Origin of the sequence: Qipengyuania sp. RANM35 (assembly GCF_041021145.2) — a bacterium.
Classification (GTDB): Bacteria; Pseudomonadota; Alphaproteobacteria; order Sphingomonadales; family Sphingomonadaceae; genus Qipengyuania; species Qipengyuania soli.
Genome location: NZ_CM196433.1, coordinates 2619448 through 2642388, shown reverse-complemented (window position 1 = coordinate 2642388; position 22941 = coordinate 2619448). Strand labels below are relative to the sequence as shown.

Sequence of the window (22941 nt, the reverse complement as noted above, 5' to 3'; positions counted from 1 at the left end):
CGCGCAGCCGTCAGGCGGCCCGTTTCGACCTGGCGACCCGCTCGGGCACATCGCGCACCGAAGCGAGCGCGGCCGCCTGGTCCTCGCTGACCGGCAGCGTCTCGCGAGCGGGCAGGACCTTGTCGGCCCCCTCGTCGCCGGCCTCGTGATACTCGGCGTCCTCGTTGACGCACCAGGTGTCGTAGATGCGCTTGCCGGCGAGGATGTTTTCGACCGTCAGCATGGCGGTCATCATCGCGTGGTCCTGGTTGTTGTAGCGGTGCATGCCGTTGCGGCCGACGAGGTGGAGCGTGGGGTGCTTGTCCTCGAGTTCGCGGCGCATCGCATCGACATTGGCAGAGTAGTCCTCGTCATAGACGGGGTATGCCTTTTCCTGTCGCACGACAGTGCCGCCCCTTACCTTGCTCCGGTCGACGAGCCCGAGGATTTCCATTTCCTCGCTCGCCAGCGCGACAAGGTCTTCGTCGGCCATCGACCACAGGCCGTCACCCTCGAAACAGAAATATTCGAGGCCGACGCAAGCCATGTCGGGATCGGGAATCATTTCCGGCGACCAGCTGCGGAAGTTCTGCACGCGGCCGACCTTCACCTTGCTGTCGTGGATGTAGATCCAGTTGTCCGGGAACAGGTCTTCGCCCTCGACCATCAGCGCGACGGTGAGGAAGTCGCGGTACTTGAGCTCGTTCGCCTGGAGCGTCGAAGCCGGCAACGGGTGCAGGCGCTTCGAAAGCTCGCGCATCGGCGCGGAGCTGATTGCGTGCCTGGCGCTGACGACAATTTCACCTTCCGGTCCGCTCGCGCTCATGCGCCAGCCGCCTTGCGCGTCGGCGCTCAGCTGCTTCAAGCTGTGACCCATGAACAGGTTTCCCAGTCCGCTTGCGATCACCTTGTCCCGCGCAGCTTCCCACATCATTCCCGGCCCGAGGCGCGGATAGCGGAAGGTTTCGAGGAGCGTCTTGGTCGCCATTCCGTCATTAGGCTTCTTGTTGAGCCCGAGGCTGCGCTTGAGCCCGTCGATGACTGCGCTCCACAGCGACAGGCCCTTGATACGCTGCGCCGCCCAGTCCGCGCTCATCTCGTCGCAAGGCATGCCCCAAACCTTCTCGGTGTAGGTCTTGAAGAAGATGCCGTAGAGCTTCTTGCCGAACTGGTTGCTCGTCCAGTCCTCGAAGCTCTTCACGTCGCGGATAGGGAAGACCTTGGACCAGACATAGCTCGCCATGCAGGCGGTCGAGCGCAGAATGCCGAGGTTCCACAAAGCTTCGAACGCACGCAGCGGGTAGCTGTAGAACTTGCCCTCGTAATAGATGCGGCTCATGCGCGGCCGCTGGATGAAGTCGTCCGGCAGGATCTCGTTCCACAGGTCGACGACCTGCTGGCTCTTCGAGAAGAAGCGGTGGCCGCCGATATCGAAGCGATAGCCCTCGTGTTCCACCGTACGGCTGATGCCGCCGACGTAGGTATCGTCCTTTTCGATGATCGCGACTGTCTTGCCCTGCTTGGTCAGCAGGTACGCCGCTGTAAGTCCGGCAGGACCGGCGCCGATGATCGCTACGTCGACGCTGAGTTCACTCGCCTGCTTACCCATCAATTCCCCCGAATGGCTGTCTTCCCGGGGAATGAAGGAAATTGGTTAGGGCATGGTTAACACGCGCAGTCTGCGTGCCTTGGAAGTGCGCCTACTGGTTCTCTTCAGTCAGCAGGATCGGACACTGCACGCGTGCAGCGAGCAGAGCGAATTCACGCAGCGTGAAGAAATTGTCGAATGCGAGACCGTAATTCGCGTCGCGGCGCCAGCGGACCTTGCAGCGGATTTCCGGGACGAAGTCATTGTAGACACGCACGTTCTGGTCGATTGCGAACACCGCATCGCATTCCACCCTCGCCCCCTGCTGCGAGATATTGAGCGAGAGCGCATTGGCTTTCTGCGTGAGCGTCGAGATGGTGAGCGGCATTACGAGATTGAGCCGCAGTTGCCGCTTGGGGAAATTCCAGTTCTCGTGGATCAGTCGTTCGACCGGCACCGGCTTCAGGAAACGGTAGCTTGCTTCGAACCCGTTCCTTCTGACCTGGCGCAATTCATAGGTTTCGCCGTTCTGCAATTCCAACGCAATGGACACATCGGTAGGAAGTGCATGAAATGTTCGCAGGCTGACCCCTGTCGATGATACGTCGCGTATGACGCAGACGAACTCACCCTGCCCGCAAACCAGCTTTGCTGCGCGTATCAACGAGGTGTAACGCGGCGCCGACCTCTGGTCGCTCGCCGCTGCCAACCCGAATTGATCGCTCACGTGTCCCGACGTGAAATCCATCAATTTCTCTTCCCTAGCCACCACGGCCCCAACCGGGCCGCGAAGTCAGGCTTTAGTTTCTTCCCGTTCCTTCGTGGCTAATAGCCACATAGGTGTTAACACCGGAATAAGGCGCTGGTTGTGGTTTGTTACCCATACGGGACCGGCTGGCAGGCGTCCCACGGACGGGTCGATGTAGTGGAGTGTGGTGCGGGTGGTGGGACTCGAACCCACACGTCCAAGGGACAGGGGATTTTAAGTCCCCGGCGTCTACCATTCCGCCACACCCGCAAGCGGGTCAGGCGTTAACGGCTGGAGCTTTGCGGCGCAATCGCGCTCCGCGCGGAAATCACGCGTCGTTGAGACGGCGGCGCATGTCCTTGCCCGGCTTGAAGTAGGGGACCTTCTTCGCTGGCACGTCGACCGTATCGCCGGTGCGCGGGTTGCGTCCCTTGCGCGCTTCTCGCTCGCGGGTCGAGAAGGCACCGAAGCCGCGCAGTTCGACGCGTCCGCCTTCGGCCAGGCGCTGGGCGATTTCCTCGAAGAAAATGTCGACCACCTGTTCGACCTCTTCGACGCGCAAGTCGGGGTTGTCTTGGGCCATTGCCGCCAGCAATTCGGATCGGATCATACGCGCTCTCCCGGATGCCTGCGAGCAGGCACGACCCCGTCTGTTGTTTTTCGCGACCCGCCCCCCGCAGTCATCGACTGCGCCAAGGAATCCATGCATTCTGGCAGATGGTCCTGCCGCGGGCAACCCGCGAAATCATCAAATGGAACAGTAGGTCAGGCGTCCGAGAGAAGGTCTGCCACGCTCACCCCGAGCCGTTCCATGCGCGCCCGGATCTCGGGCCACTCACGCGACAGGAATTCGCGCCGTTCGCTGCTGAGAAGGCGGTCTGCGGCTCCGGCGACGACATACATGCCGACCCCGCGCTGCACCTCGACGAGGCCATCGTTCTGGAACTGCTGGTAGGCCTTGGCCACAGTCAGTGGGTTGGCACCCTGTTCGGCAGCAAGCGCCCGTACCGACGGAAGCATCTCGCCCTCGGGATAGCGACCGTCGATGATGGCCGCCGCAATCATGTCGCGGAGCTTGAGGTAAACGGGCTTTGACTGGCTGGACATGGCGATTCCCCGAAGACTTGCTGCTACAGTGCCATAATACAGCGCGGCGCACAAGGTTCCCGCCTTGTACTGTTCAGCGCAGCGCAAGGCGGTGACAGCTGTAACTAATGCTTCACATAGGCGTTTCAGCCGCTAGGGTGCCCGCCATTCTCGGCCCGGGGAGGGTCGAACCAAGATAATCTACGGGGAATTCGCATGAAAGACATGGCTTTGTGGCAGGAGGCGGACTGGATCGTCGCGATCGCGTCGGTCGTCCTCGCCTTCTTCCTGGTTATCGGTGCCTGGGCGGTAACACGCCCGAAACCGGAAGTTCTCGGCCATCCCAAGGGACTGTTCGTCCTCTTCTTTGCCGAAATGTGGGAGCGCTTCTCCTATTACGGCATGCGCGCACTGCTGACGCTCTACCTCGTCAAGCACTGGCTCTATTCGGACGGCAACGCCAACCTCATCTATGGTGCGTACACCAGTCTCGTCTACATTACCCCGGTCCTCGGCGGCTGGCTGGCCGACCGTTATCTCGGTCAACGCAAGGCCGTGCTGTTCGGGGCGGTGCTGCTGACGCTGGGTCACTTCTGCATGGCCTTCGAAGGCGACGGCGGACAAAGCGATCCGGCGCTCAACATGTTCTGGCTTGCGCTGTCGCTGATCATCGTCGGCTCGGGCTTCCTAAAGGCGAACATCTCGGTGATCGTCGGCCAGCTCTATCCGCGCACCGACATCCGCCGCGATTCCGCCTACACCATCTTCTACATGGGGATTAACCTCGGCGCGGCTGCCGGTACGATCATCGCCGGCTACCTCGGCGAAACCATCGGCTGGGCCTATGGCTTCGGCGCTGCGGGCATCGGCATGCTGCTCGGCCTCGTCGTCTTCATCATTGGCAAGCCGCTGCTCATGGGCCGCGGCGAACCGCCGGTCCCGGCCAAGCTGCACGACCGCGTTGCCGGCCTGAAGCTCGAGCACTTCCTCTACCTCGTCGGCTTCGCCGGCGTGGCTGTCATCTGGATGCTGATCCAGTACCAGGAGGCCGTGGGCTGGATCCTGCTCCTGTCGGGCGCAGCGCTGCTGCTCTATGTCCTCAAGGAAGCTTTCAAGCTCGACAATGAAGCGCGCGACCGCGTCTTCGCGATGATCTTCCTCATCCTGCTGATGCCGGTCTTCTGGGGCCTGTTCGAGCAGGCGGGCGGTTCGATCAACCTGTTCACCGATCGCTTCGTCGATCGCCAGGGCGTACCGACGTCGCTGTTCCAGTCGATCAACCCGATCTACATCATCCTGCTCGGCCCGCTTTTTGCCGGTCTTTGGCAGGTGCTGGCCAAGCGCGGGCTCGAACCCTCGACCCCGGCCAAGATGGGTCTCGGGATCGTCCAGATGGGTCTCGCCTTCGTGGTGCTGGTCTGGGGCGCGAACAATGCCGGCAACGCATTGGTGCCGGTGCTGTTCATTTTCCTCTTCTACCTGCTGTCGACCACCGGCGAGCTCTGCCTCAGCCCGGTCGGCCTTTCGGCGATGAACCGCCTGTCGGTGAAGCATATGGCATCGCTGATGATGGCGGCCTTCTTCTTCGGCACCGCGGGCGGCAACTATGTCGCCGGGTTCATGGGTTCGCTGATGGGTGAAGGCGAAGGGGGCGACATGACCCGCGAAGCGGCGCTCAACATCTACTGGACCATGGGTCTCGTGGCTGTCGGCATCGGCATCTTCGTCATCGTGGTCAGCCCGCTGGTCAAGAAGCTCATGCATCTCGACACTCTGCGTGACGATGATGCTGGCGATGACCTGCTCGGACAGCAGGAAGGTCCGGGCGAACCGCAGGCAGCCGGCGTCCATCCGGAAACCCGCTGACGGGCTTCGGCACCAATCGGCGAAAGCCGCGCTGGCGCCGACGAATGCATTTGACGGTTCGGGCCGGGGCAGCAATGCTCCGGCCCGACTGCATTGGGGGTTCCATGAAAATTCACGCACTGCTCGCCTGCGCAGCGGCAATCGCCGTTGCGGGCTGCGCTACCACCGGCTCCGGCAACGATACGGCATCGGCTTCTTCCAAGGGCTGGAAGGCGCCGTCGGGAGAGGACGGCGAGGCGCCATTCCCTTCGACCTACAAGCCCTATCCCGGTCGCCCTACCGCGCTCGTCGCCGCGACTGTTTATGACGGGAGGGGCGGCCGCATCGACAATGGCACCGTACTCATTCGCGACGGGAAGGTCGTGGCGACCGGCGATGCCGCGCTATCGACCGAAGGCTACGACCGGATCGATGGCACCGGCAAGTTCGTGACCCCCGGCGTAATCGACATCCACTCGCACCTCGGCGACTACCCGACCCCAGCAGTCGAGGCGCATGAGGACGGCAACGAAGCCACCGGGCCGATGACACCGCAAGTCTGGGCAGAGCATTCGGTCTGGCCGCAGGACCCCGGCTTCACCCGTGCGCTTGCAAATGGCGGCGTGACCGCGCTGCAGATCCTGCCCGGTTCGGCCAACCTCATGGGCGGCCGCTCGGCTACGCTCAAGAACGTCCCCAGCCGCACCGTGCAGGGCATGAAGTTCCCCGGTGCGCCCTATGGCTTCAAGATGGCCTGCGGCGAGAACCCCAAGCGCGTCTATGGCGGTAAGGGGCGCATGCCCTCGACCCGCATGGGCAACTTCGCAGTCAACCGCCAGACCTGGCTCGAGGCGAAGGAATATGACGGCAAGAAGCGCGACCTCGCCAAGGAGACGTTGAAGGGCGTGCTCGAGGGGCAGATCCTCGTCCACAACCATTGCTACCGCGCGGACGAGATGGCGCTCGTCCTCGATATGGCGGACGAGATGGGCTACAAGGTTTCCGCCTTCCACCATGCGGTCGAAGCCTACAAGATCGGCGATCTCCTCAAGGAACACGACGTCTGCAGTGCCATCTGGGCCGACTGGTACGGCTTCAAGATGGAAAGCTACGACGGCATTCTCGAGAACGCCGCGCTGCTGGCCAAACAGGGCGCCTGCGTAGTCATCCACTCCGATGATGCCAATGGCATCCAGCGCCTGAACCAGGAAGCCGCCAAGGCGCAGGCCGCCGGCCACCGCATCGGTGTCGACATTCCCGATGCGGAAGTGGTCGGGTGGTTCACCTACAACGCAGCCAAGGCGATGGGCATCGAGAAGATGACCGGCAGTCTCGAGCCGGGCAAGATGGCAGACGTGGTGCTGTGGAACGGCAATCCGCTGTCGGTCTATTCGCGACCCGAAAAGGTCTGGATCGATGGCGCACTGATGTTCGATGCGCTGGATCGCAAACGTCGACCGGTAAGCGATTTCGAGCTGGGCCAGCCCGGCGAAGGAGACGTGAAATGATCCGCCGCGCACTGCTCGCCGCTGCCGCTACGCTGGCTCTTGCCGCCCCTGCCGCAGCAGAGGATTTCGTCATCGTCAACGCCACCGTCGTCACTGGTGACGGCAGCGAGCCGGTTCCGGACGGGGTCGTGATAGTCGCGGGTAGTCGCGTCACCTATGCAGGCCCTCGGTCCGGCGTCAGTTCCTTCGAAACCGACATGGTAATGGACGCGCAGGGCAAGTGGGTGACACCCGGGCTCGTAGCAACCATGACCAATCTAGGCCTGTCCGATGTTTCGGGAGTGAGCGAATCCAACGATAGCCGCCCCGGCAAGTCGCGCTGGGGCGCTGCGCTCGACGTGGCACCCGCCATAAACCCGTCATCCCAGCACATTCTCGTGCATCGCGGCGCGGGCATCACGCGCGCAGCTACGGTCACTTCGCCCAGCGGCTCGATCTTCGGCGGACAGGGGGCGATCATCGACCTCGGCGCCGATGCACAGCCGGTGACCAAGGCGAGGGCGTTTCAGATTGTGGCGCTTGGCGAACGCGGGGCGCGCATTTCCGGCGGCAGCCGCGCGGCCACATTCGTCGAGCTGGCCGAGGCGCTGCGTGAAGCGGCTGCCTATGCGAACGGTCGCTGGGACGCCGAAAGCGCCATCCTGCCGCGCGCTGACGCAGAGGCACTCGGCGCCGTGGTCAACGGCAAGCAACCGCTCTACGTCGGTGTCGAGCGGGCGAGCGATATCCGCGCAGTGCTGGGCCTCAAGCGTGAAATGCCCAAGCTTGACCTCGTCCTCCTCGGAGCAAGCGAGGGCTGGTTGGCGGCCCGCGAGATCGCCGCAGCGGGCGTTCCCGTCATCGCAGACGGGCTCGACGATCTGCCGGCCAGCTTCGAAGAGCTCGCCGCGACGCAATCTAACGTGGGCCGCATGGTCAAGGCGGGCGTGAAGGTGGCGATCAACGCCAATGCGATGGAAAATCCGCGCAATCTCAACCAGTATGCCGGAAACCTCGTCGCCCTGACGCGCATCCCGGGCGCGGACGGGCTGAGCTGGGGGCAGGCCTTTGCCACCATAAGTTCAATCCCCGCGCAGATAAGCGGGCTGGGCGCGAAGGGCGGGCAGCTGACGCCCGGAGCGGTAGCCGACGTGGTAATTTGGGACGGCGACCCGCTCGAAGTCGGCTCGGTCCCGACCGATGTCTACATTGATGGCGTCAAGCAACCGCTCGAGAGCCATCAGACCCGGCTCCGGGATCGCTACAAGGATCTCGACGAGAGCGACCAGCCCAAGGCTTATGACTGGTAAGGACCAGAAGGAAATGCGGACGACATTGATCGCGCTGGGCGCTGCGGCGCTGGCGGTCGGCTTCCATGCGCTCTCGGCGCAGGATGCCGGACCCGACCGGTCGCAGGACCTTGCCTGGATGAGCGCTCAGCAGGCCTATCTGGCCGGCCTCGAGCGCGAGGACGGCTGGCACTACATGGATGGCGGCCTGCGCTGGCGTTATATCGAGTATGCGGGCAGCGACAGGCATCCCACCGTGGCGGACACGGTGACCGTCCATTACGCCGGCACCTTCACCGACGGCTCTACGTTTGATTCATCATTCGACCGCGGTGAACCTGCGACCTTCCCGCTCGATCGCCTCATCAAGGCGTGGCAGGTGGCGATCCCGCAGATGGGCGTTGGTGACACGATCGAGATCGCGACACCTGCAGACCTTGCCTACGGCGCGAAGGGCAAGGGCCCCATTCCCGGCGGCGCCACACTGCTGTTCAAGGTCAAGCTGCTCGACATCGAAGCTCGGGAATAGGCTGGCGCACGACAGACCTTGCCAATCGGCATGATCGTGCTACTCATGTTTACAACGTCAACATGGGGGTTTCGTTATGGACCAGCCTCTGCTTTCGCTCGTTGCCGCCGCGATTGCCTTCGTCGGCACGCACTTCGCCCTGTCGCATCCCCTTCGCGCGCCGCTCGTCGCACGACTCGGCGAGAACGGGTTCCGTGGCCTTTACTCTCTCGTGTCGCTCGCCACCTTCGTCTGGGCAGTCCTCGCATTCCGCGTAGTCGGCCCCGGCGGGCTTCCCTTGTGGGACGGCATGGGCGATGTCGCGTGGGTCATCGCCACATTGGTCATGCTGGTTGCATCTGTCCTGCTGGCAGGATCCTTCGTCCGTAACCCTGCCCTACCCGATCCGCGCGCCGCGGCCCATGCCGCGATGGGTCCGCATGGCGTGTTCTTCGTCACCCGCCACCCGATGATGTGGTCCTTTGCGCTGTGGGCAGGAGTCCATGTGATGCTCAGCCCGACCCCGCGCCAGCTAGTGCTTGCAGGCGCGCTCGGTTTTCTCGCGCTCGTCGGTGCGCACATGCAGGACCGCAAGAAGGAAGTCCTGATGGGCGCCGCATGGGCCGAATGGGAGGCGCAGACCAGCTATTGGCCGCGCTTCGGGCAGCTTGCCAAGGGCGGAGCCACGGCCTGGATCGGAGGGCTGCTGATCTGGCTCGGCGCGACCTATGGCCACATCCACGCCAATGGCATCCCCGCAGGTATCTGGCGCTGGATCGGTTAGCCTATGTGCCCTTGAAGGCAGGCGCGCGTTTTTCGATCAGCGCGTCGACGCCTTCCATGTGATCATCGGTAAGGTGCATCAGCGCCTGCGTGTTTGCCGCGAGCTCGAGTGCGGTGTCGTAGCTCACCGACCGGCCCTGGCGCATCAGGTTCTTGGCATGGCGCAATGCGTGCGGGGGCATGGCCGCTACCTTGGCGGCAAGGGCTTCGGCTTCTGCCATCAGCCCTTCTCCGTCCACAACGCGACTGACGAGGCCCCAGTCGAGAGCAGTTGCCGCGTCGATCACGTCCCCGGTGTAGAACAGCTCCGCCGCCCGCGCCTCACCGATGATGCGCGGCAGGATCCAGGTTCCACCATCGCCCGGGATGATGCCGAGCTTGAGGAAAGTGACGCCGAACTTGGCCCGGTCGCTGGCAATGCGAATATCGGCAAGGCACGCGAGGTCGCACCCCAGCCCGATCGCCGGCCCGTTGACTGCAGCGATCAGCGGAACCCGCAGGCCGTATAGCGCGCGCAGCACCTTGTGGATGTTGTTGCGATAGCCGTCGGAGATTTCCGGGGCGGTCCCGCCGAAGGTCCCTGTCCGCTCCTTCATCGCCTTGATGTCGCCACCCGCACTGAAGGCCCGTCCGGCACCGGTGAGGATCACGCAGCGCACGTCCATATCGGCATTGATCGCATCGCAGGCCGCGGCAAATGCGTCGCCATCTCCCTTCGCCCCGAGCGGATTCATCGTGTCGGGACGGTCAAGCGTCAGCGTGGTGACGTGGTTGGCAGACTTGATCTGGAGCAATGACATGGGCGGCGCATCCTTTCACCCTGCTCATGCCAGTCGGGGATCGGTTCGTCACCCCAGTCTCGCGCGCGCAAGTTCGCACATGGCGAACAGGACCCGGCAAGGCACGACCGTCGAGAGGCGATCGGAGCGACCGGGCATCAAGATCAGGCGCTCGCCCCCTGGAAGAGGGACAGTGCGGCGCGACCATGTCCGTCCGCTGTCATGCTAGCAAAGGAGTCACCAAGATGAACAAGCGCATAGTTGCATTGCCGGTCCTTGCTGCGATCGGCCTTGTCGGCCTCGCCATTCCTGCCGCCGCGGAGGAACCGGAGATCGTGGTCACCGGCAAGAAGAAGGTCCCCGACGGTTTCGAGCCCGTAACCCAGGTCGTGACCATCGGCGACCTCGATCTCACGACGGCAAGCGGTGAACGCAAGCTCGAGAAGCGGGTCGCGAAGACGATCAAGAAGATGTGCTACATCTACACCAAGCCCGCCAGGTGGCAGGTGAAGGACAGCGAAGACTGCAGCGCCTATGCCTGGGAAGGGGCAAGGCCCCAGATGGACCAGGCGATCGCGCGGGCCAAGGGCGACTAAGCGCGGGCCTCTTCCACGCCGGCACTGTTGTGCCGCAGGGCGCTCAGGACAGTGTCGACGATGTGCGGTGCGTTGAGGCCTGCCTCGTCATACTGCTTCGCCGGGTCGTCGTGATCCTGGAAGGTGTCAGGCAGGCGCATCGTGCGGACCTTGAGGCCGCCGTCGGTGAGGCCGCTGTCGCTGGCGAAGGTCAGGACATGCGCGCCGAGACCGCCAATGGCGCCCTCTTCGACCGTCACGACGACTTCGTGCGTGCGCATCAGCTTCTCGATCAGCGCAGTGTCGAGCGGCTTGGCGAAGCGCAAGTCGGCAACCGTAGTCGAAAGCCCCTTGGCCTCGAGCTGGTCGGCGGCCTTGAGCGCTTCGGCGAGGCGGGCGCCGAGCGAGAGAATGGCGACCTTGCTGCCCTCGCGGACCACGCGGCCTTTGCCTATCTCTAGCTTCTGCGGGACTTCGGGCAGTTCGACCCCCACGCCATTGCCACGCGGATAGCGGAAGGCGATCGGACCGCTGTCGTGCTCGACCGCGGTATAGGTCATGTGGACCAGTTCGGCTTCGTCCGCAGCGGCCATGACCACCATGTTCGGCAGGGTCGCGAGATAGGTGATGTCGAAGCTGCCCGCATGAGTGCACCCGTCTGCGCCCACGAGCCCTGCGCGGTCGATTGCGAAGCGAACCGGCAGGTTCTGGATTGCGACGTCGTGGACGACCTGGTCGTAGGCGCGCTGGAGGAAGGTAGAATAAATCGCGCAGAATGGCCGCATGCCTTCGGCCGCAAGTCCGGCCGCGAAAGTCACCGCGTGCTGTTCCGCAATTCCGACATCGAAGCTCTTGTCGGGATGCGCCTTGGCGAACTTGTCGACGCCCGTGCCGCTCGGCATGGCCGCAGTGATGGCACAAATGCGCGGATCCTTGTCCGCCAGCTTGGCCAGCGTTTCGCCAAAGACATTCTGGTAGGCGGGCGGACCGCCGGAAGACTTCTTCTGCTCGCCGGTGACGACATCGAACTTGGCGACGCCATGGTACTTGTCGGCACTGTTTTCGGCCGGGGCGTAGCCCTTGCCCTTCTTGGTGACGACATGGATCAACACCGGGCCCTGTTCGCTGTCGCGCACATTCTCCAGCACAGGAATGAGGTGATCGAGATTGTGCCCGTCGATCGGCCCGACGTAGTAGAAGCCGAGCTCCTCGAACAGCGTACCGCCGGTGACCATGCCGCGGGTATATTCCTCGGCCTTTTCGAGCCCGCCCCAGACGCGGCGACCGAGCTTCTTGGCGATCTTCGAGGCCATCGAGCGCAGGCCGAGATATTCGCTCGATGACACCATGCGCGCGAGATAGGCGGACAGGCCGCCGACCGGCGGGGCAATCGACATATCGTTGTCGTTGAGGATGACGATAAGGCGATTGCCCGCCTGTTCGGCATTGTTCATCGCCTCATAGGCCATGCCCGCGCTCATCGCGCCGTCACCGATCACCGCGATCCCGCGGCCGGGCCGACCCTGCATCTTGTTGGCCATCGCAAAACCGAGCGCTGCCGAGATCGAGGTCGAGCTGTGCGCCGCGCCGAAGGGATCGTATTCACTCTCCGCCCGCTTGGTGAAGCCGCTGAGGCCACCGCCCTGGCGCAAGGTCCGGATGCGGTCGCGGCGACCGGTCAGGATCTTGTGCGGGTAGCACTGGTGGCCGACGTCCCAGACCAGCTTGTCGGTCGGCGTATCGAAGACGTAGTGGATCGCGGTGGTCAGTTCGACCACACCCAGACCGGAGCCGAGGTGCCCACCGGTCGAACCTACGGCGTCGATCACTTCCGTGCGCAACTCGTCGGCCAGCTGGCGCAGCTGGCTCTTGTCGAGTTTGCGGAGATCTGCGGGCGTATCGACCGTGTCGAGCAGCGGCGTATCGGGGCGCGTCGTCATGGGAAGCGGCCTTACACGCTGAATTCATGCCTGTCGATGAACGCTTCATCGCTGACCGGCCCCGTTTTGTCGCTCCGAGAGAACGCCTTGCAGTCGAAATGCAGGCGCCTAGAATGTCGGCAAGAAAAAACGGGATTCGCCCAATGTCGCTGCCTCCGCTTTCGCCACCGATTGCGTTCGTGCTTACCGCTAATCGCTCGCTGTCGAAGCCGTTCTATTCGAAGATTCTCGGCCTGCCTTTGCTTGGCGAAGATGATTTCGCCGTCGCTTTCGATCTGGGGCACGGGGCGATGCTGCGCCTCACAGACATGGCCAGCCACATACCCTCACCGCATACTGTCCTGGGCTGGCGGGTGGAGGACATTGCCGCGACCATGGCGGATCTCACGGCAAAGGGCGTCGCGTTTCAGGTCTATGATGGGATGGGCCAGGACGAGAACGGCGTCTGGTCGGCCGGACCGGTCAAGGTCGCCTGGTTCCTCGACCCCGAAGGCAACAATCTCTCGATTTCGCAGTTCGACCGATCAGGCGGCGCAATCGTCGCATAGACCGCGCAGTTCGACCACAGGGCGCACGTCGGTAAAACCGGCATCCTTCCCCGCTTCACGCAGCGCTCCGGTCACACGCTCGTCGTCGATGTGGGTCGCCTTCCCGCAATCGTCGCAGATCAGGAAGATGCAGTCATGCCGGCACCCGGGGTGGGTGTTGACGAGATAGGCGTTGGCGCTCTCGATCCGGTTGGCAAGGTTGGTGCGCACGAAGAGGTCGAGGATGCGATAGACGCTGTTCGGCGCGACACGCTTGCCGCGGGCAGCGGAAAGGTTGTCCGCGATGTCGTAGGCGCTGGCCGGCTTGTCGTGCTTGGCCAGTTCCTCGAACACGGATTGACGCATGCCGGTCCATTGCTCGCCGCTGTCGATCAACGTGCTGCGGGCCGCATCGATGAGGGCAGCGCCCTCGTGTTCCTTGTGAGCGTGGGAATGTCCTGCCATGCGCACGGAGGTAAGCCCGCGCAGGGCGAGTATCAAGCTAGTTGCGCTGGAAGCTCTCGCTGTAGGCACCGGGGTAGAGCCGCTTGAGCGCAGCCACCTTGGGCGCGTCCCACCGAACTATATATCCGTGACGCGGGTTCTTCAGCATGAAGTCCTGGTGGTAGCTTTCCGCGGGATAGAACCCCTGCGCACGCTCGATCCGGGTGACGATCGGCTTGTCCCACAGTTTCGCCGTTCGCAGCTGGGCAAGGTAGGCCTTTGCGACTGCGTTCTGCTCTGCCGACATCGGGACCAGGGCATTTCGGTACTGAGTGCCCGTATCGGGACCCTGGCGATTGAGCTGGGTGGGGTCGGTCACGACCGAAAAGAAGATGCGCAGCAGCTGGTCGTAGCGGATCACGGCAGGATCGTAGGTCACCTTCACCGCTTCGGCATGATCGGTGACGCCGCTCGATACCACCTCATAGCTGGCGGACCGCTCTGTCCCGCCGTGGTAGCCCGACACCGCGCCCTTGACGCCCTTCACGTGGCTGAAGACGCCCTCCACGCCCCAGAAACAGCCACCGGCGAATACTGCGGTCTTGAGGCCCTTGCCCTCTTTCGCGACCCGTTTTGCCGCGGGTGCCTCGACCACTTTCTCGGCGGCAAGCGCCGGGCCCTGGCAGGCAGCCGTAGCAATTGCGATGGTGGCCGCGAGGAGAGAAGCGGCCCTGCGCATCAGAAGATGGACGCGATGACCTGCGGCACGGCGGACAGGAAATCGCCGCCGTTGGCGATGAGGATCGCAAGCGCGCCAGCACCGAAACCGATGCCGAAATTGCGATAGAGGTCAGGGGTGAACAGGCTCATGTCACGGGTTCTTTCGTCAGCTTTGCCGACGTGGTTACAGTTGGAGCTATTGCAACATGCTTAATGCGCATGTCGTTCGAGGTTCATAATCATGAACGCGCCGGTAACTCAGTGGCGGAAGTGGCGCATCCCGGTGAATACCATCGCCAGCCCTGCCTCGTCGGCAGCGGCGATGACCTCGTCATCGCGGATCGAACCGCCTGGCTGGATGATCGCCGTCGCACCCGCTTCGGCCGCAGCAAGCAGTCCGTCGGCGAAGGGGAAGAAGGCGTCGGAGGCGACGGCACTTCCCACCGCGCGGCTTTGCGGCCAGCCGTATTTCTCGGCAGCCTCGGCGGCTTTCATCGCGGCGATGCGGCTGGAATCACGGCGGTTCATCTGGCCCGCTCCGATACCCGCAGTCGCCCCGTCCTTGGCATAGACGATGGCGTTCGACTTGACGTGGCGCGCGACGGTCCAGGCGAAGAGGCAGTCCTTCAATTCCTGCTCGGTCGGCGCACGCTTGGTCACGACCTTCAGCTCTTCCGCGGTGATCGCGCCATTGTCGCGGCTCTGGACGAGGAGACCGCCGGTGATCGGCTTGATTGCCAGCCCGCCGCGGCGCGGATCGGGCAGCTCGCCGGTCACGAGCAGGCGCAGGTTCTTCTTCTTGGCGAAGGCAGCCTTGGCTTCCTCGCTTACCGAGGGAGCGATGACCACTTCGGTGAAGATTTCGCAGATTGCTTCGGCCGTCGGACCGTCGAGTTCGGTGTTGACCGCGACGATGCCGCCAAAGGCCGAAACGCTGTCGCAATGAAGCGCTTCATTCCAGGCGTCCAGCAGGGTGTTCGCCTGTGCGACACCGCAAGGATTGGCGTGCTTCACGATAACGACGGCCGGATCCTGCCCGCGGAATTCCGCACACAGTTCGAGCGCGGCGTCGGCGTCGTTGTAATTGTTGTAACTGAGCTCCTTGCCCTGGAGCTGCTCGGCCTGCGCAATGCCGCGGCCATGCGGGCCGACCGGGGTGTAAAGCGCCGCCTTCTGGTGCGGATTTTCGCCATAGCGCAGTTCTGTGACGCGGTTACCGTTCACCGCGAGCATGTCGGGGAAGAGCTGCTGCTGGTCGGCGAAGGCGAACCACTGGCTGATCATCGAATCGTATGCGGCGGTGGCGCTGAAGGCCTTGGCCGCGCACTTGCGGCGGAAGTCGAGCGTGGTGGCGCCGGTAGCTTCCAGTTCGGCGATCAGCGTCGGGTAATCCGCCGGGTCGGTGACGATGGTCACGAACTGGTGATTCTTGGCTGCCGAGCGCACCATCGAGGGGCCGCCGATATCGATGTTCTCGATGATCTCGTCACGCGAGGCACCGCGCATGACCGTCTGGACGAAGGGGTAGAGGTTGACGACGACAAGGTCGATCGCACCGATAGCGTGTTCCGCCATCGCCGCGGCATGGTCCGGATTGTCGCGCACCGCCAAAAGCCCGCCATGAACCATCGGGTGGAGCGTCTTGACCCGCCCGTCCATCATTTCGGGAAAGCCGGTCAGGTCCGAAACGTCGCGCACTTCGAGGCCCGCGTCGCGCAGCGCCTTGGCGGTGCCGCCGGTCGAGACCAGTTCGACGCCCTTCGCTGCCAGAGCCTGCCCCAGTTCCGCCAAGCCGGTCTTGTCGGACACCGAGAGCAGTGCCCGCTTGATCGCTACGTCGGTCATGAATTCTATCCCATTCGTTTGAGCAGCCAGGGGAAGCGCCCCCCGCTGCGCGGCGTCAGTCCTTCGACCACGATCTGCCGTGTGGCGCGCGGGCGGCCGTGCCCGTCGACCCACAGGCTGTCCTCGAGTCCGATTTCGGCCTCGCCGCTATCGCCTCCGAGGCGGAATTGCCAGTAGCTTCCGTCGGGAAGTGCGAGGCCCACGCCGCGCTTGTCCTCCGACAGGCCCGCCTCGATCCCGTATCCGAGGTGGAAGCGGATGGCGAAGCCGATCTTGCCGCGCTGCCCCTTGCGACCCGAAGGCTCGAGCAGATCCTCGCCACGGAGTTCTTCCCCGTCGGCGGAAAGCAGCAGGATGCGCCGGTGCATCAGCCCGTGGCGCGCGGCATAGCCATTGTGCACCGCCTCCAGCCGCGTGGCATCGCGGCCGCGCTGCTTCACGGTCGTGCGGGCGACGTCGACTTCCTCGACGCCCTTACCGATCTGGCCCTTGATCAGGACCGCTGTCGAATTCGCCTCGTCGAGCACCAGCGTCGAATGGGCTGCCGTGCCGCGCAGTCCTTGTTCGATGCGGATCGGGGTCTGGCCACCGGCGAGTTCGGCGCCACCACAATTGACGATCAGGCGCTGCTCGCCATGCGATAGCTCGAAAGCAAGCGTGGAAGCGCAGCCGAAACGCGCGTGGCGGGCACGAGGTGGTGGCGCGGCATCGAGGACCAAAACGGCCTTGCCGGCATCGACGCGCTGGTAGCCCCAGTGGCGCATGTCCTTGGCCGGGCGTGCGCGCACCCCGCTTGCCGAGACCAGCGCGTCGAGGCGCGCGGCCGATGTGGCGCCCGAACCCTGCCAGCTGCCAAGCGCGCGGTCGCCCATGCGCAAGGTGAGGAGCGGCGGCACGAGCAGGCCGATCATCGTGTCGAGCGCCTGCGGCGGGTCGCGGTTCACTGCGGCATAGCAAGCCTTGAGATCGACCAGCAGGGCGATGGCTTCCATCTGCGCCAGCGGGCTGCGCGAGAGAACGCCGCCATCGTCGCTGACCAGTTCGCCTAGCGCGCGCAGAAGGCCCGCCTCGCCATAGAGACGACGCGGACGACCATCGGGCAGCAGCAGCCCTGCAGCCACGATGGCGCACCACCCAGCGACTTGGCCCAGCCGGTCCTCGGCCCGGGCAACCTGCCGGTCAAGCCAGCGGGCAGTCGCTTCGAATTGCTCCAGCGCGCGGGCGCGCAGCTTGGCATCGCCCGATAGGATCAACGGCGCATGGGTGAGCCATGCGAGCAGGCGAAGGCCTGCATGTTCGACGGTCCAGGCGGCACCCTTGGCCGGCTCGGGGTTAGCGGCGAGCCATTTCTTGAGCAGCTTCTCGCCGATGCCGGAGCATTCCTCGCGCGGGCCGCTGGCGGCAAGGTCGCGCAGCCAGGTGAAACCGTGCACGGCGCGCAGGAAGGGGGGCGTGAGCGGCGCGCTGCTGGCGAAATCGACTTTGTCGATAGGCGCTTTTAGCCCGTGGACAAGGAACTGGCCCGCACGCAGGGCCATTCCCGACGCCCGATCTCCGTTGAGCGCGCTTGCCACCGTGCCGAGCAGGCGCGGGGCAACGGGCTTGCGCAGTGGCGAGGCCAGCACCGAGCCGGGTATGCCGAGGCGGTAAGCCCAGCGCAGCATGCTGTCGACCGGCCCTGCGTGCGGCGGCTGGAAATCGGAAATTACAAGAGAGCGGGCAGGTTCGAGCGGTACGGCATCGGCCAGCGTTTCGTCGGTGCGGGTGACGACCAGGGGCTCATCCGCAGCGCCCAGCGGGAGCGCCGGGGAAGCTGCAGCAGGCGAGGCACCCTTCGCCTCGCGGAGGAGGGTGCGCGCCATGTCGTTCACTGTCCGCCTTTCAGCGCGGCGATGTTGGCCGCGTAATTTGCCGGTCCGCCCTTGAATGTCGCCGATCCCGCCACGAGCACGTCCGCCCCCGCATCGACGCACAGGCGCGCGGTTTCGACATTGACCCCGCCATCGACCTCGAGATGGATAGGCCGCCCGCTCTTCTCGATCATCTTACGGATCGCCTCGACCTTGCGCAGCTGGCTGGAGATGAAGCTCTGCCCGCCGAAGCCGGGATTGACGCTCATCACCAGGACAAGATCGATCTCGTCGATGAGGTAGTCGAGCATCTTTGCCGGCGTGCCCGGATTGAGCACCACGCCCGCCTTCTTGCCCAGCGCCTTGATCGCCTGGACCGTGCGGTGGATGTGCGGCCCCGCCTCGGGATGGACGGTGATGATGTCCGCGCCCGCCTCGGCAAAGGCCTCGAGATAGGGGTCGATCGGGGCGATCATCAGGTGCACGTCGAAGGGCTTGTCGGTGTGCGGGCGCAGCGCCTTCACCACTGCCGGACCGATGGTGATATTGGGCACGAAATGCCCATCCATGACATCGACATGGATCCAGTCGGCCCCGGCCTCGTCGATCGCCCGCACTTCTTCGCCCAGCCGTGCGAAATCGGCCGAGAGGATGGAAGGGGAAATCAGTGGAGTCATCTGCGCGGGGGCCCTGTCGCCTTAGCCTTGCCCAGCCCTACGCGCGCGAAAGGACGGTTAACAAGCGCGCCGCGCCGCCTTTTCCACATGGCGCCGAGGGGCTAGGCCCATGGCATGGCGATTCCCCGCAAGCTGACCGCGAACTTCGTCGCGACCGAGGTCGATGACGAGACTCTGATTGTCGATCTCGACGGCGGTTTCCTGTTCTCGCTGTCGGGCACGGCCCGCACCGTCTGGCATGCGATCGACGGCGTATCGGATGCTGCGCTCATCGCCGAAAGCATGGCGATTGCCCATGACGGAGATGTGCGCCTGATCGCAGACGATATCCATGAGCTACTCTCCGACCTCGAACGGGCTGCATTGGTCGAATTGGTATGACTTCCTGTGCCTGCAGTGATTTGCTAATGTACCGCCAACCAGTGAAGGGCGCGATGCTATGACGGAAGAGCAAAAGAGCGGCAGCAATGCGAAGCCGGCATGGAGCAAACCGCGGCTCGACAAGGTCGGGTCGATCCGCGACATCGCCGTGCGCAATTTCCCCAACAACCAGGCCGCCAATTCCAAGAAATCCTGATCACGCTTTCCGGCTCCCGAGATCATGATCGCTGCGTGGAGCCGCTGGGGCGGCGCGGAAGAGCCGCCCGCCCAGGCCATCAGGGCCAGCCTCGCGCTCTATGATGACACGGGCGTCGAAGTCCGCTCGGCAGCCGGGTTTTGCCTCGGCGCAGGGCCTCGCGACTGCATCGCCACAAGTTACGCGACAGGCTCGGCCTTCTGCGGGTGGATAGACAACGCCGCGGAACTGGCCGGGACGCTGCAGGTGGCTGCGGACGACCCTGCGGCTCTCTATGCTGCAGCAGTCGCAAGGTGGGGAAGCGATGCCGATGCCCGGGTCATCGGCTGCTATGCTGCGGTTCTGGTATTGCCGGACGGCTGCCTGAGGCTGAGCAGGTCCCCTTGGGAAGCGCCGCCACTCTACTATCACCGCGACGCGAACCGCGCGGTCGCCTCGCCCCTTCTCCGCGTGCTGTTCGCCGCAGGAGCGCCGCGCGAGCTCGACTACGAACGCATTATCGACGAACTCGCACTCGACTGGCGCTCTGGCGACGAGGCGGCATGGTACCGCGGCATCGGTATGGTCCCTTTGGGCGCGATCGTTTCGCTCACGCCCAGCGGACGGGAAACCCACCGCTGGTATTCGCCTCCCGCTCCGGCGCCGGACAACGAATTCGACGAGGATGCCGCCGTTGCGAAGGCCATCGTCTTGCTGGACGAAGCGGCCGGCAAGGCGCTGGCCTGGGCAGCGAAACCCGCCCTGGCGCTTTCGGGTGGCCTCGATTCCCCGCTCGTCGCACGCGCCCTGCTCGACAGACTTCCGCAAGGGGAGACTCTGACGGCCATTACGTTTGCCCCGGACGAGGAGTGGCAGGGCGAAACGCCGCCCGGCACCATGGGCGACGAGACAGGCCTCGTGAGGGAATTCGTTGAAAGCAACCCGGCACTCGATTGGCATATTGCCGACCGCCACCCCGGGGCATTCGACCGCCGGGCAAAGGAAATGTACGCTGCATCGGGCGTGTTTGCGCAGGGCCTGTCGAACGTTGGCATGTACCACGATGTCTACGCCAAGGCGCGCGAACTGGGATGCGACACCCTTCTGGTGGCAGATTTCGGCAACCTCACTTTCAGCAATGAAGGGCTGGAGGCCTATACCGAATACGTCCGTCCGGGACGGCTGCGGCAATTGCAGCGATTGCTCGAAGCGAGAAGCGGCGATCCCCGGTCTCTGCTCCGCAAGCTCATCGCCTTGAGCCTTCTCCCGCGCGCGCCGCGCTGGTTGCGCAGCGTCCTTCGCGCCCTCGTCCATCCCGCCCGGCGTGACTTCGCAGCATTGTTGTCACCTCTATCCTCGAGAGGGTGGGAGAGGCAGAGACGGCAGGCAGCGGCAAGGGGTACTGAGGCCGCGCTCGAAGACTTCACCTACGATCTCACCCGCTGGGCGATGATCGAGCGCGAATGGCAGGACGCGGACGGTCCGGCGCGCGACGTCGACCTGGCGTTCGAACAACTCTACCGCATCCGCAAACGCGACGTCTGCGCCTATCGTCCTCTGGCCGAGTTCTGTCTCTCGCTCCCGCTGCGCGCCTATGCTTGGGATGGGACCGACCGGCGCCTTGCCCGCCTGATGGGACGCGGCCGGGTCCCAGAGGGTATCCGTACCAACATCCTCCACGGGCAACACAATGTCGACTGGCACGTGCGCATGTCGCGCGAGAGGGAGGCGATGCGCGCAGCGTTTGATTCCGCAAGGGACCATGGCTGGCTGGCCGAGAACCTCGATCTCGAAAGGTTGATCGGCATGCTCGACACTTGGCCCGAAGCACCCGACTTCACGATCGAACATGACTGGCCGCTACGCACCGCCTTGCCGCGCGCGCTGATGGCCGTGCGCTTTATCGGGACGGTCGAGGGAAGGAACGAGTTTTGACAGCGCCGGGCGAGCGCGGGCAGACGGGATACGACATGAACCCGTTCCTGCGCTCGCTCCTGTCCTACGCCGGTGGCAAACGTGTCGCGGGCTTCATCGTGCTGGCCGCAATTGCAGCCGCGACCGAGGGCTTCGGCCTGGTCCTTATCGTCCCGTTGCTGGCATCGCTCGGCGGAGGCGAGAACCTCATTCCTGGCTTCCCCGACTGGTCGCTTGGCGTTCTGCTGGCGATTTTCGTGGGACTGGTAACGCTAAGAGCCCTTGTCGATGCGTGGCGCGGGCTTGCCGCCTTCGACCTCCAGGTGCGCCTCGTCGATGGTCTCCGCAGTGAGGCCGTTAGAGCCTTGCTCGGAGCGGAATGGCGTGCCCTTTCGGGTATGCGCCAGAGCGCCAATCGCGCGTTGCTGATCACTTCGGTCGACCGCGCCGGCGAGGCGGTGGGCCATGCCACGGCGTTCGTCCGCAGTCTCGTTGCCCTGCTCGCCCTGCTGTTAGCCGGGCTGTTTCTGTCGCCACCCTTCGCGCTTTCCATGCTTGTTGCCGCAGCGCTGGCCGTTGCTCTCTTCGCTGGAACGCGGCGTACGGCGCGCTCGCTCGGCGAGGCGCTTTCGGTACGTTACGAGCAAGTCTACCTGAGGCTTGAGGAGACCTTGTCCAACCTCCGCATCGTGAAGAGCTATGGCAGGGAGGCTGACGAGGCAGTCCGTGTCAGTGTGGCCTTCTCCGACCTGCGCAGAGCGGAGCGGCAGTATCTTCGCCAGTCGGCCTTCGTGCGCTCGGTGTTGCAAGTGGCAGCAGCAATCCTCCTGGCGATCTTCCTCTGGCTGGCGGTCGAGCGCTGGGGTGTGCGGCCGGCCCACCTCATCGCCTTCGCAGCAATTGCCGTGCGCGGCATTCCCCTGGTCGAAGCCTTGCAGGAAGGTTGGCAGGGATGGAACCACGCCGCACCTGCCATTGCGGAGGCGCAGGACCTCATCGCCGGCGTCGAGGCTGTTGCCGAGATGCCTGCCGAGGCCTGTCCGCCGATGCGGGAAAGCATTGCCTTGTCCTCGGCCAGCGTCTCGCACGCTGGAGGCCGCGCGGCGCTCGATGGTGTCACGCTCTCGATCCCACGTGGCAGCATCGCAGCCGTCGAGGGTCCCTCGGGCGCGGGCAAGAGCACGCTTGCGGATCTCCTCGGTGGCCTGATTTCTCCTGACTCAGGCCAGATGCTTCTCGATGGGCACGGATTTTCACCGGCCCAGAGGCATGGCTGGCGGGCGCGGGTCGCTTACGTCCAGCAGGAGCCGGTCCTGTTCACCGGTACCGTGAGATCCAACCTGCTCTGGGCGAAGCCCGATGCCAGCGACGCGGAGTGCGAACGCGCACTGGATCGGGCGGCAGCGCGCTTCGTGGCAGACCTGCCCGATGGCCTCGATTACCAGCTGGGAGAAGGGGGGCGAAACCTGTCGGGCGGCGAGCGGCAGAGGATCGCCCTTGCCCGCGCATTGCTGCGCGAGCCCGACCTCCTGATCCTCGACGAGGCAACCAGCGCGGTCGATCGGGAGAGCGAGCGCCTCATCGCCGGAGCTGTGGCTGCCCTCGCGGGTTCGTGCACCGTCCTCATCATTGGTCATCGCGGTGCGCTGGTTGACGTGGCGAGCCTGCGTTTCCATGTGCGCGACGGGCGGCTGCAGGAAGCATGAACGGCACTTGGCGGGCAAATTCAGCCGCAATTCAGTGCCAAATGCTAAAAAGCCAGGTGAAGAAGGCCGTGGTTCGGCCTTGGCCGCGATGTCTG

23 protein-coding genes and 1 tRNA gene are annotated in these 22941 nt (G+C 64.3%); 11 read left to right on the top strand and 13 right to left on the bottom strand.

The genetic code is table 11. The annotated features are described in order from the left end of the window. Positions 1-10: 10 nt before the first annotated feature. The 5 genes from RAM60_RS13305 to RAM60_RS13285 all read right to left on the bottom strand — a co-directional run bounded on the left by RAM60_RS13305 (position 11) and on the right by RAM60_RS13285 (position 3422). Complete coding sequence (locus tag RAM60_RS13305) at positions 11-1588, bottom strand: NAD(P)/FAD-dependent oxidoreductase (protein WP_369026363.1); 1578 nt, start codon at positions 1586-1588, stop codon at positions 11-13. Between the two features lie 91 nt (positions 1589-1679). Continuing rightward, entirely contained in the window at positions 1680-2294 is a 615-nt protein-coding gene (locus RAM60_RS13300) for a PilZ domain-containing protein (RefSeq protein ID WP_369026364.1), read from the bottom strand. Positions 2295-2500: 206 nt separating this feature from the next. After that, a tRNA-Leu gene (locus tag RAM60_RS13295) sits at positions 2501-2585 on the bottom strand. 58 nt (positions 2586-2643) lie between these two features. After that, positions 2644-2925, bottom strand: a complete 282-nt coding sequence (locus tag RAM60_RS13290; RefSeq protein WP_369026365.1) for an integration host factor subunit beta — start codon at positions 2923-2925, stop codon at positions 2644-2646. Between the two features lie 155 nt (positions 2926-3080). Next, complete coding sequence (locus tag RAM60_RS13285; protein ID WP_369026366.1) at positions 3081-3422, bottom strand: GntR family transcriptional regulator; 342 nt, start codon at positions 3420-3422, stop codon at positions 3081-3083. 195 nt (positions 3423-3617) lie between these two features. Here RAM60_RS13285 and RAM60_RS13280 point away from each other — a divergent pair, with 195 nt between their 5' ends. The 5 genes from RAM60_RS13280 (at position 3618) to RAM60_RS13260 (ending at position 9314) form a co-directional block, all read left to right on the top strand. Further along, complete coding sequence (locus RAM60_RS13280) at positions 3618-5267, top strand: peptide MFS transporter (RefSeq protein ID WP_369026367.1); 1650 nt, start codon at positions 3618-3620, stop codon at positions 5265-5267. A 104-nt stretch (positions 5268-5371) separates the two neighbouring features. Further along, positions 5372-6754: an amidohydrolase gene (locus RAM60_RS13275; protein ID WP_369026368.1), complete on the top strand. Its 1383-nt coding sequence runs from the start codon at positions 5372-5374 to the stop codon at positions 6752-6754. After that, positions 6751-8043 carry an amidohydrolase family protein gene (locus RAM60_RS13270; RefSeq protein WP_369026369.1) on the top strand — a complete coding sequence of 431 codons (1293 nt, stop codon included), beginning with the start codon at positions 6751-6753 and terminating at the stop codon, positions 8041-8043. Before RAM60_RS13275 ends, RAM60_RS13270 begins: the two co-directional genes overlap by 4 nt. After that, positions 8033-8551, top strand: a complete 519-nt coding sequence (locus RAM60_RS13265; protein WP_510639851.1) for an FKBP-type peptidyl-prolyl cis-trans isomerase — start codon at positions 8033-8035, stop codon at positions 8549-8551. The genes RAM60_RS13270 and RAM60_RS13265 overlap by 11 nt, the downstream gene beginning before the upstream one ends. A gap of 76 nt (positions 8552-8627) precedes the next feature. Further along, a complete protein-coding gene (locus RAM60_RS13260; protein ID WP_369026371.1) occupies positions 8628-9314 on the top strand; it encodes an NnrU family protein in 687 nt (228 codons plus the stop codon). A gap of 1 nt (position 9315) precedes the next feature. On the opposite strand, the gene RAM60_RS13255 is transcribed toward RAM60_RS13260, so the two are convergent. Beyond that, positions 9316-10113 carry a crotonase/enoyl-CoA hydratase family protein gene (locus RAM60_RS13255; RefSeq protein WP_369026372.1) on the bottom strand — a complete coding sequence of 266 codons (798 nt, stop codon included), beginning with the start codon at positions 10111-10113 and terminating at the stop codon, positions 9316-9318. Between the two features lie 224 nt (positions 10114-10337). Here RAM60_RS13255 and RAM60_RS13250 point away from each other — a divergent pair, with 224 nt between their 5' ends. Continuing rightward, a complete protein-coding gene (locus RAM60_RS13250; protein WP_369026373.1) occupies positions 10338-10688 on the top strand; it encodes a UrcA family protein in 351 nt (116 codons plus the stop codon). Here the strand turns inward: RAM60_RS13250 and dxs are convergent. Continuing rightward, positions 10685-12607, bottom strand: a complete 1923-nt coding sequence (dxs, locus tag RAM60_RS13245) for a 1-deoxy-D-xylulose-5-phosphate synthase (RefSeq protein ID WP_369026374.1) — start codon at positions 12605-12607, stop codon at positions 10685-10687. The two genes, RAM60_RS13250 and dxs, sit on opposite strands and share 4 nt — an antisense overlap. 143 nt (positions 12608-12750) lie before the next feature. Here dxs and RAM60_RS13240 point away from each other — a divergent pair, with 143 nt between their 5' ends. Then, positions 12751-13155: a VOC family protein gene (locus tag RAM60_RS13240; protein WP_369026375.1), complete on the top strand. Its 405-nt coding sequence runs from the start codon at positions 12751-12753 to the stop codon at positions 13153-13155. On the opposite strand, the gene RAM60_RS13235 is transcribed toward RAM60_RS13240, so the two are convergent. The 6 genes from RAM60_RS13235 to rpe form a co-directional block, all read right to left on the bottom strand. Continuing rightward, a complete protein-coding gene (locus RAM60_RS13235; protein WP_200981789.1) occupies positions 13132-13599 on the bottom strand; it encodes a Fur family transcriptional regulator in 468 nt (155 codons plus the stop codon). The genes RAM60_RS13240 and RAM60_RS13235 overlap by 24 nt on opposite strands. Positions 13600-13636: 37 nt before the next feature. Continuing rightward, entirely contained in the window at positions 13637-14317 is a 681-nt protein-coding gene (msrA, locus tag RAM60_RS13230; protein WP_369026376.1) for a peptide-methionine (S)-S-oxide reductase MsrA, read from the bottom strand. Further along, positions 14317-14448 carry a hypothetical protein gene (locus tag RAM60_RS13225; RefSeq protein WP_281388117.1) on the bottom strand — a complete coding sequence of 44 codons (132 nt, stop codon included), beginning with the start codon at positions 14446-14448 and terminating at the stop codon, positions 14317-14319. Before RAM60_RS13225 ends, msrA begins: the two co-directional genes overlap by 1 nt. A 108-nt stretch (positions 14449-14556) precedes the next feature. Continuing rightward, positions 14557-16143 (bottom strand): bifunctional phosphoribosylaminoimidazolecarboxamide formyltransferase/IMP cyclohydrolase, encoded by a 1587-nt coding sequence (gene purH, locus RAM60_RS13220; protein ID WP_369026377.1) that lies wholly within the window; start codon positions 16141-16143, stop codon positions 14557-14559. A 5-nt stretch (positions 16144-16148) separates the two neighbouring features. Then, the gene (locus RAM60_RS13215; RefSeq protein ID WP_369026378.1) at positions 16149-18005 is read right to left on the bottom strand and encodes a heparinase II/III family protein; all 1857 of its coding nucleotides are present in this window, start codon (positions 18003-18005) and stop codon (positions 16149-16151) included. Between the two features lie 5 nt (positions 18006-18010). Next, the gene (gene rpe / locus RAM60_RS13210; protein ID WP_369026379.1) at positions 18011-18670 is read right to left on the bottom strand and encodes a ribulose-phosphate 3-epimerase; all 660 of its coding nucleotides are present in this window, start codon (positions 18668-18670) and stop codon (positions 18011-18013) included. A 114-nt stretch (positions 18671-18784) separates the two neighbouring features. Here rpe and RAM60_RS13205 point away from each other — a divergent pair, with 114 nt between their 5' ends. The 4 genes from RAM60_RS13205 to RAM60_RS13190 are packed head-to-tail and all read left to right on the top strand — an operon-like array spanning position 18785 to position 22846. Next, a complete protein-coding gene (locus RAM60_RS13205; RefSeq protein WP_369026380.1) occupies positions 18785-19051 on the top strand; it encodes a PqqD family protein in 267 nt (88 codons plus the stop codon). A 58-nt stretch (positions 19052-19109) separates the two neighbouring features. Next, positions 19110-19247, top strand: coding sequence for a hypothetical protein (locus RAM60_RS13200; RefSeq protein WP_369026381.1), 138 nt, complete (start codon positions 19110-19112; stop codon positions 19245-19247). A 24-nt stretch (positions 19248-19271) separates the two neighbouring features. Continuing rightward, entirely contained in the window at positions 19272-21161 is a 1890-nt protein-coding gene (locus RAM60_RS13195; RefSeq protein WP_369026382.1) for an asparagine synthetase B family protein, read from the top strand. Then, positions 21158-22846, top strand: a complete 1689-nt coding sequence (locus tag RAM60_RS13190; protein WP_369026383.1) for an ABC transporter ATP-binding protein — start codon at positions 21158-21160, stop codon at positions 22844-22846. The genes RAM60_RS13195 and RAM60_RS13190 overlap by 4 nt, the downstream gene beginning before the upstream one ends. The last annotated feature ends 95 nt before the right edge of the window (positions 22847-22941 follow it).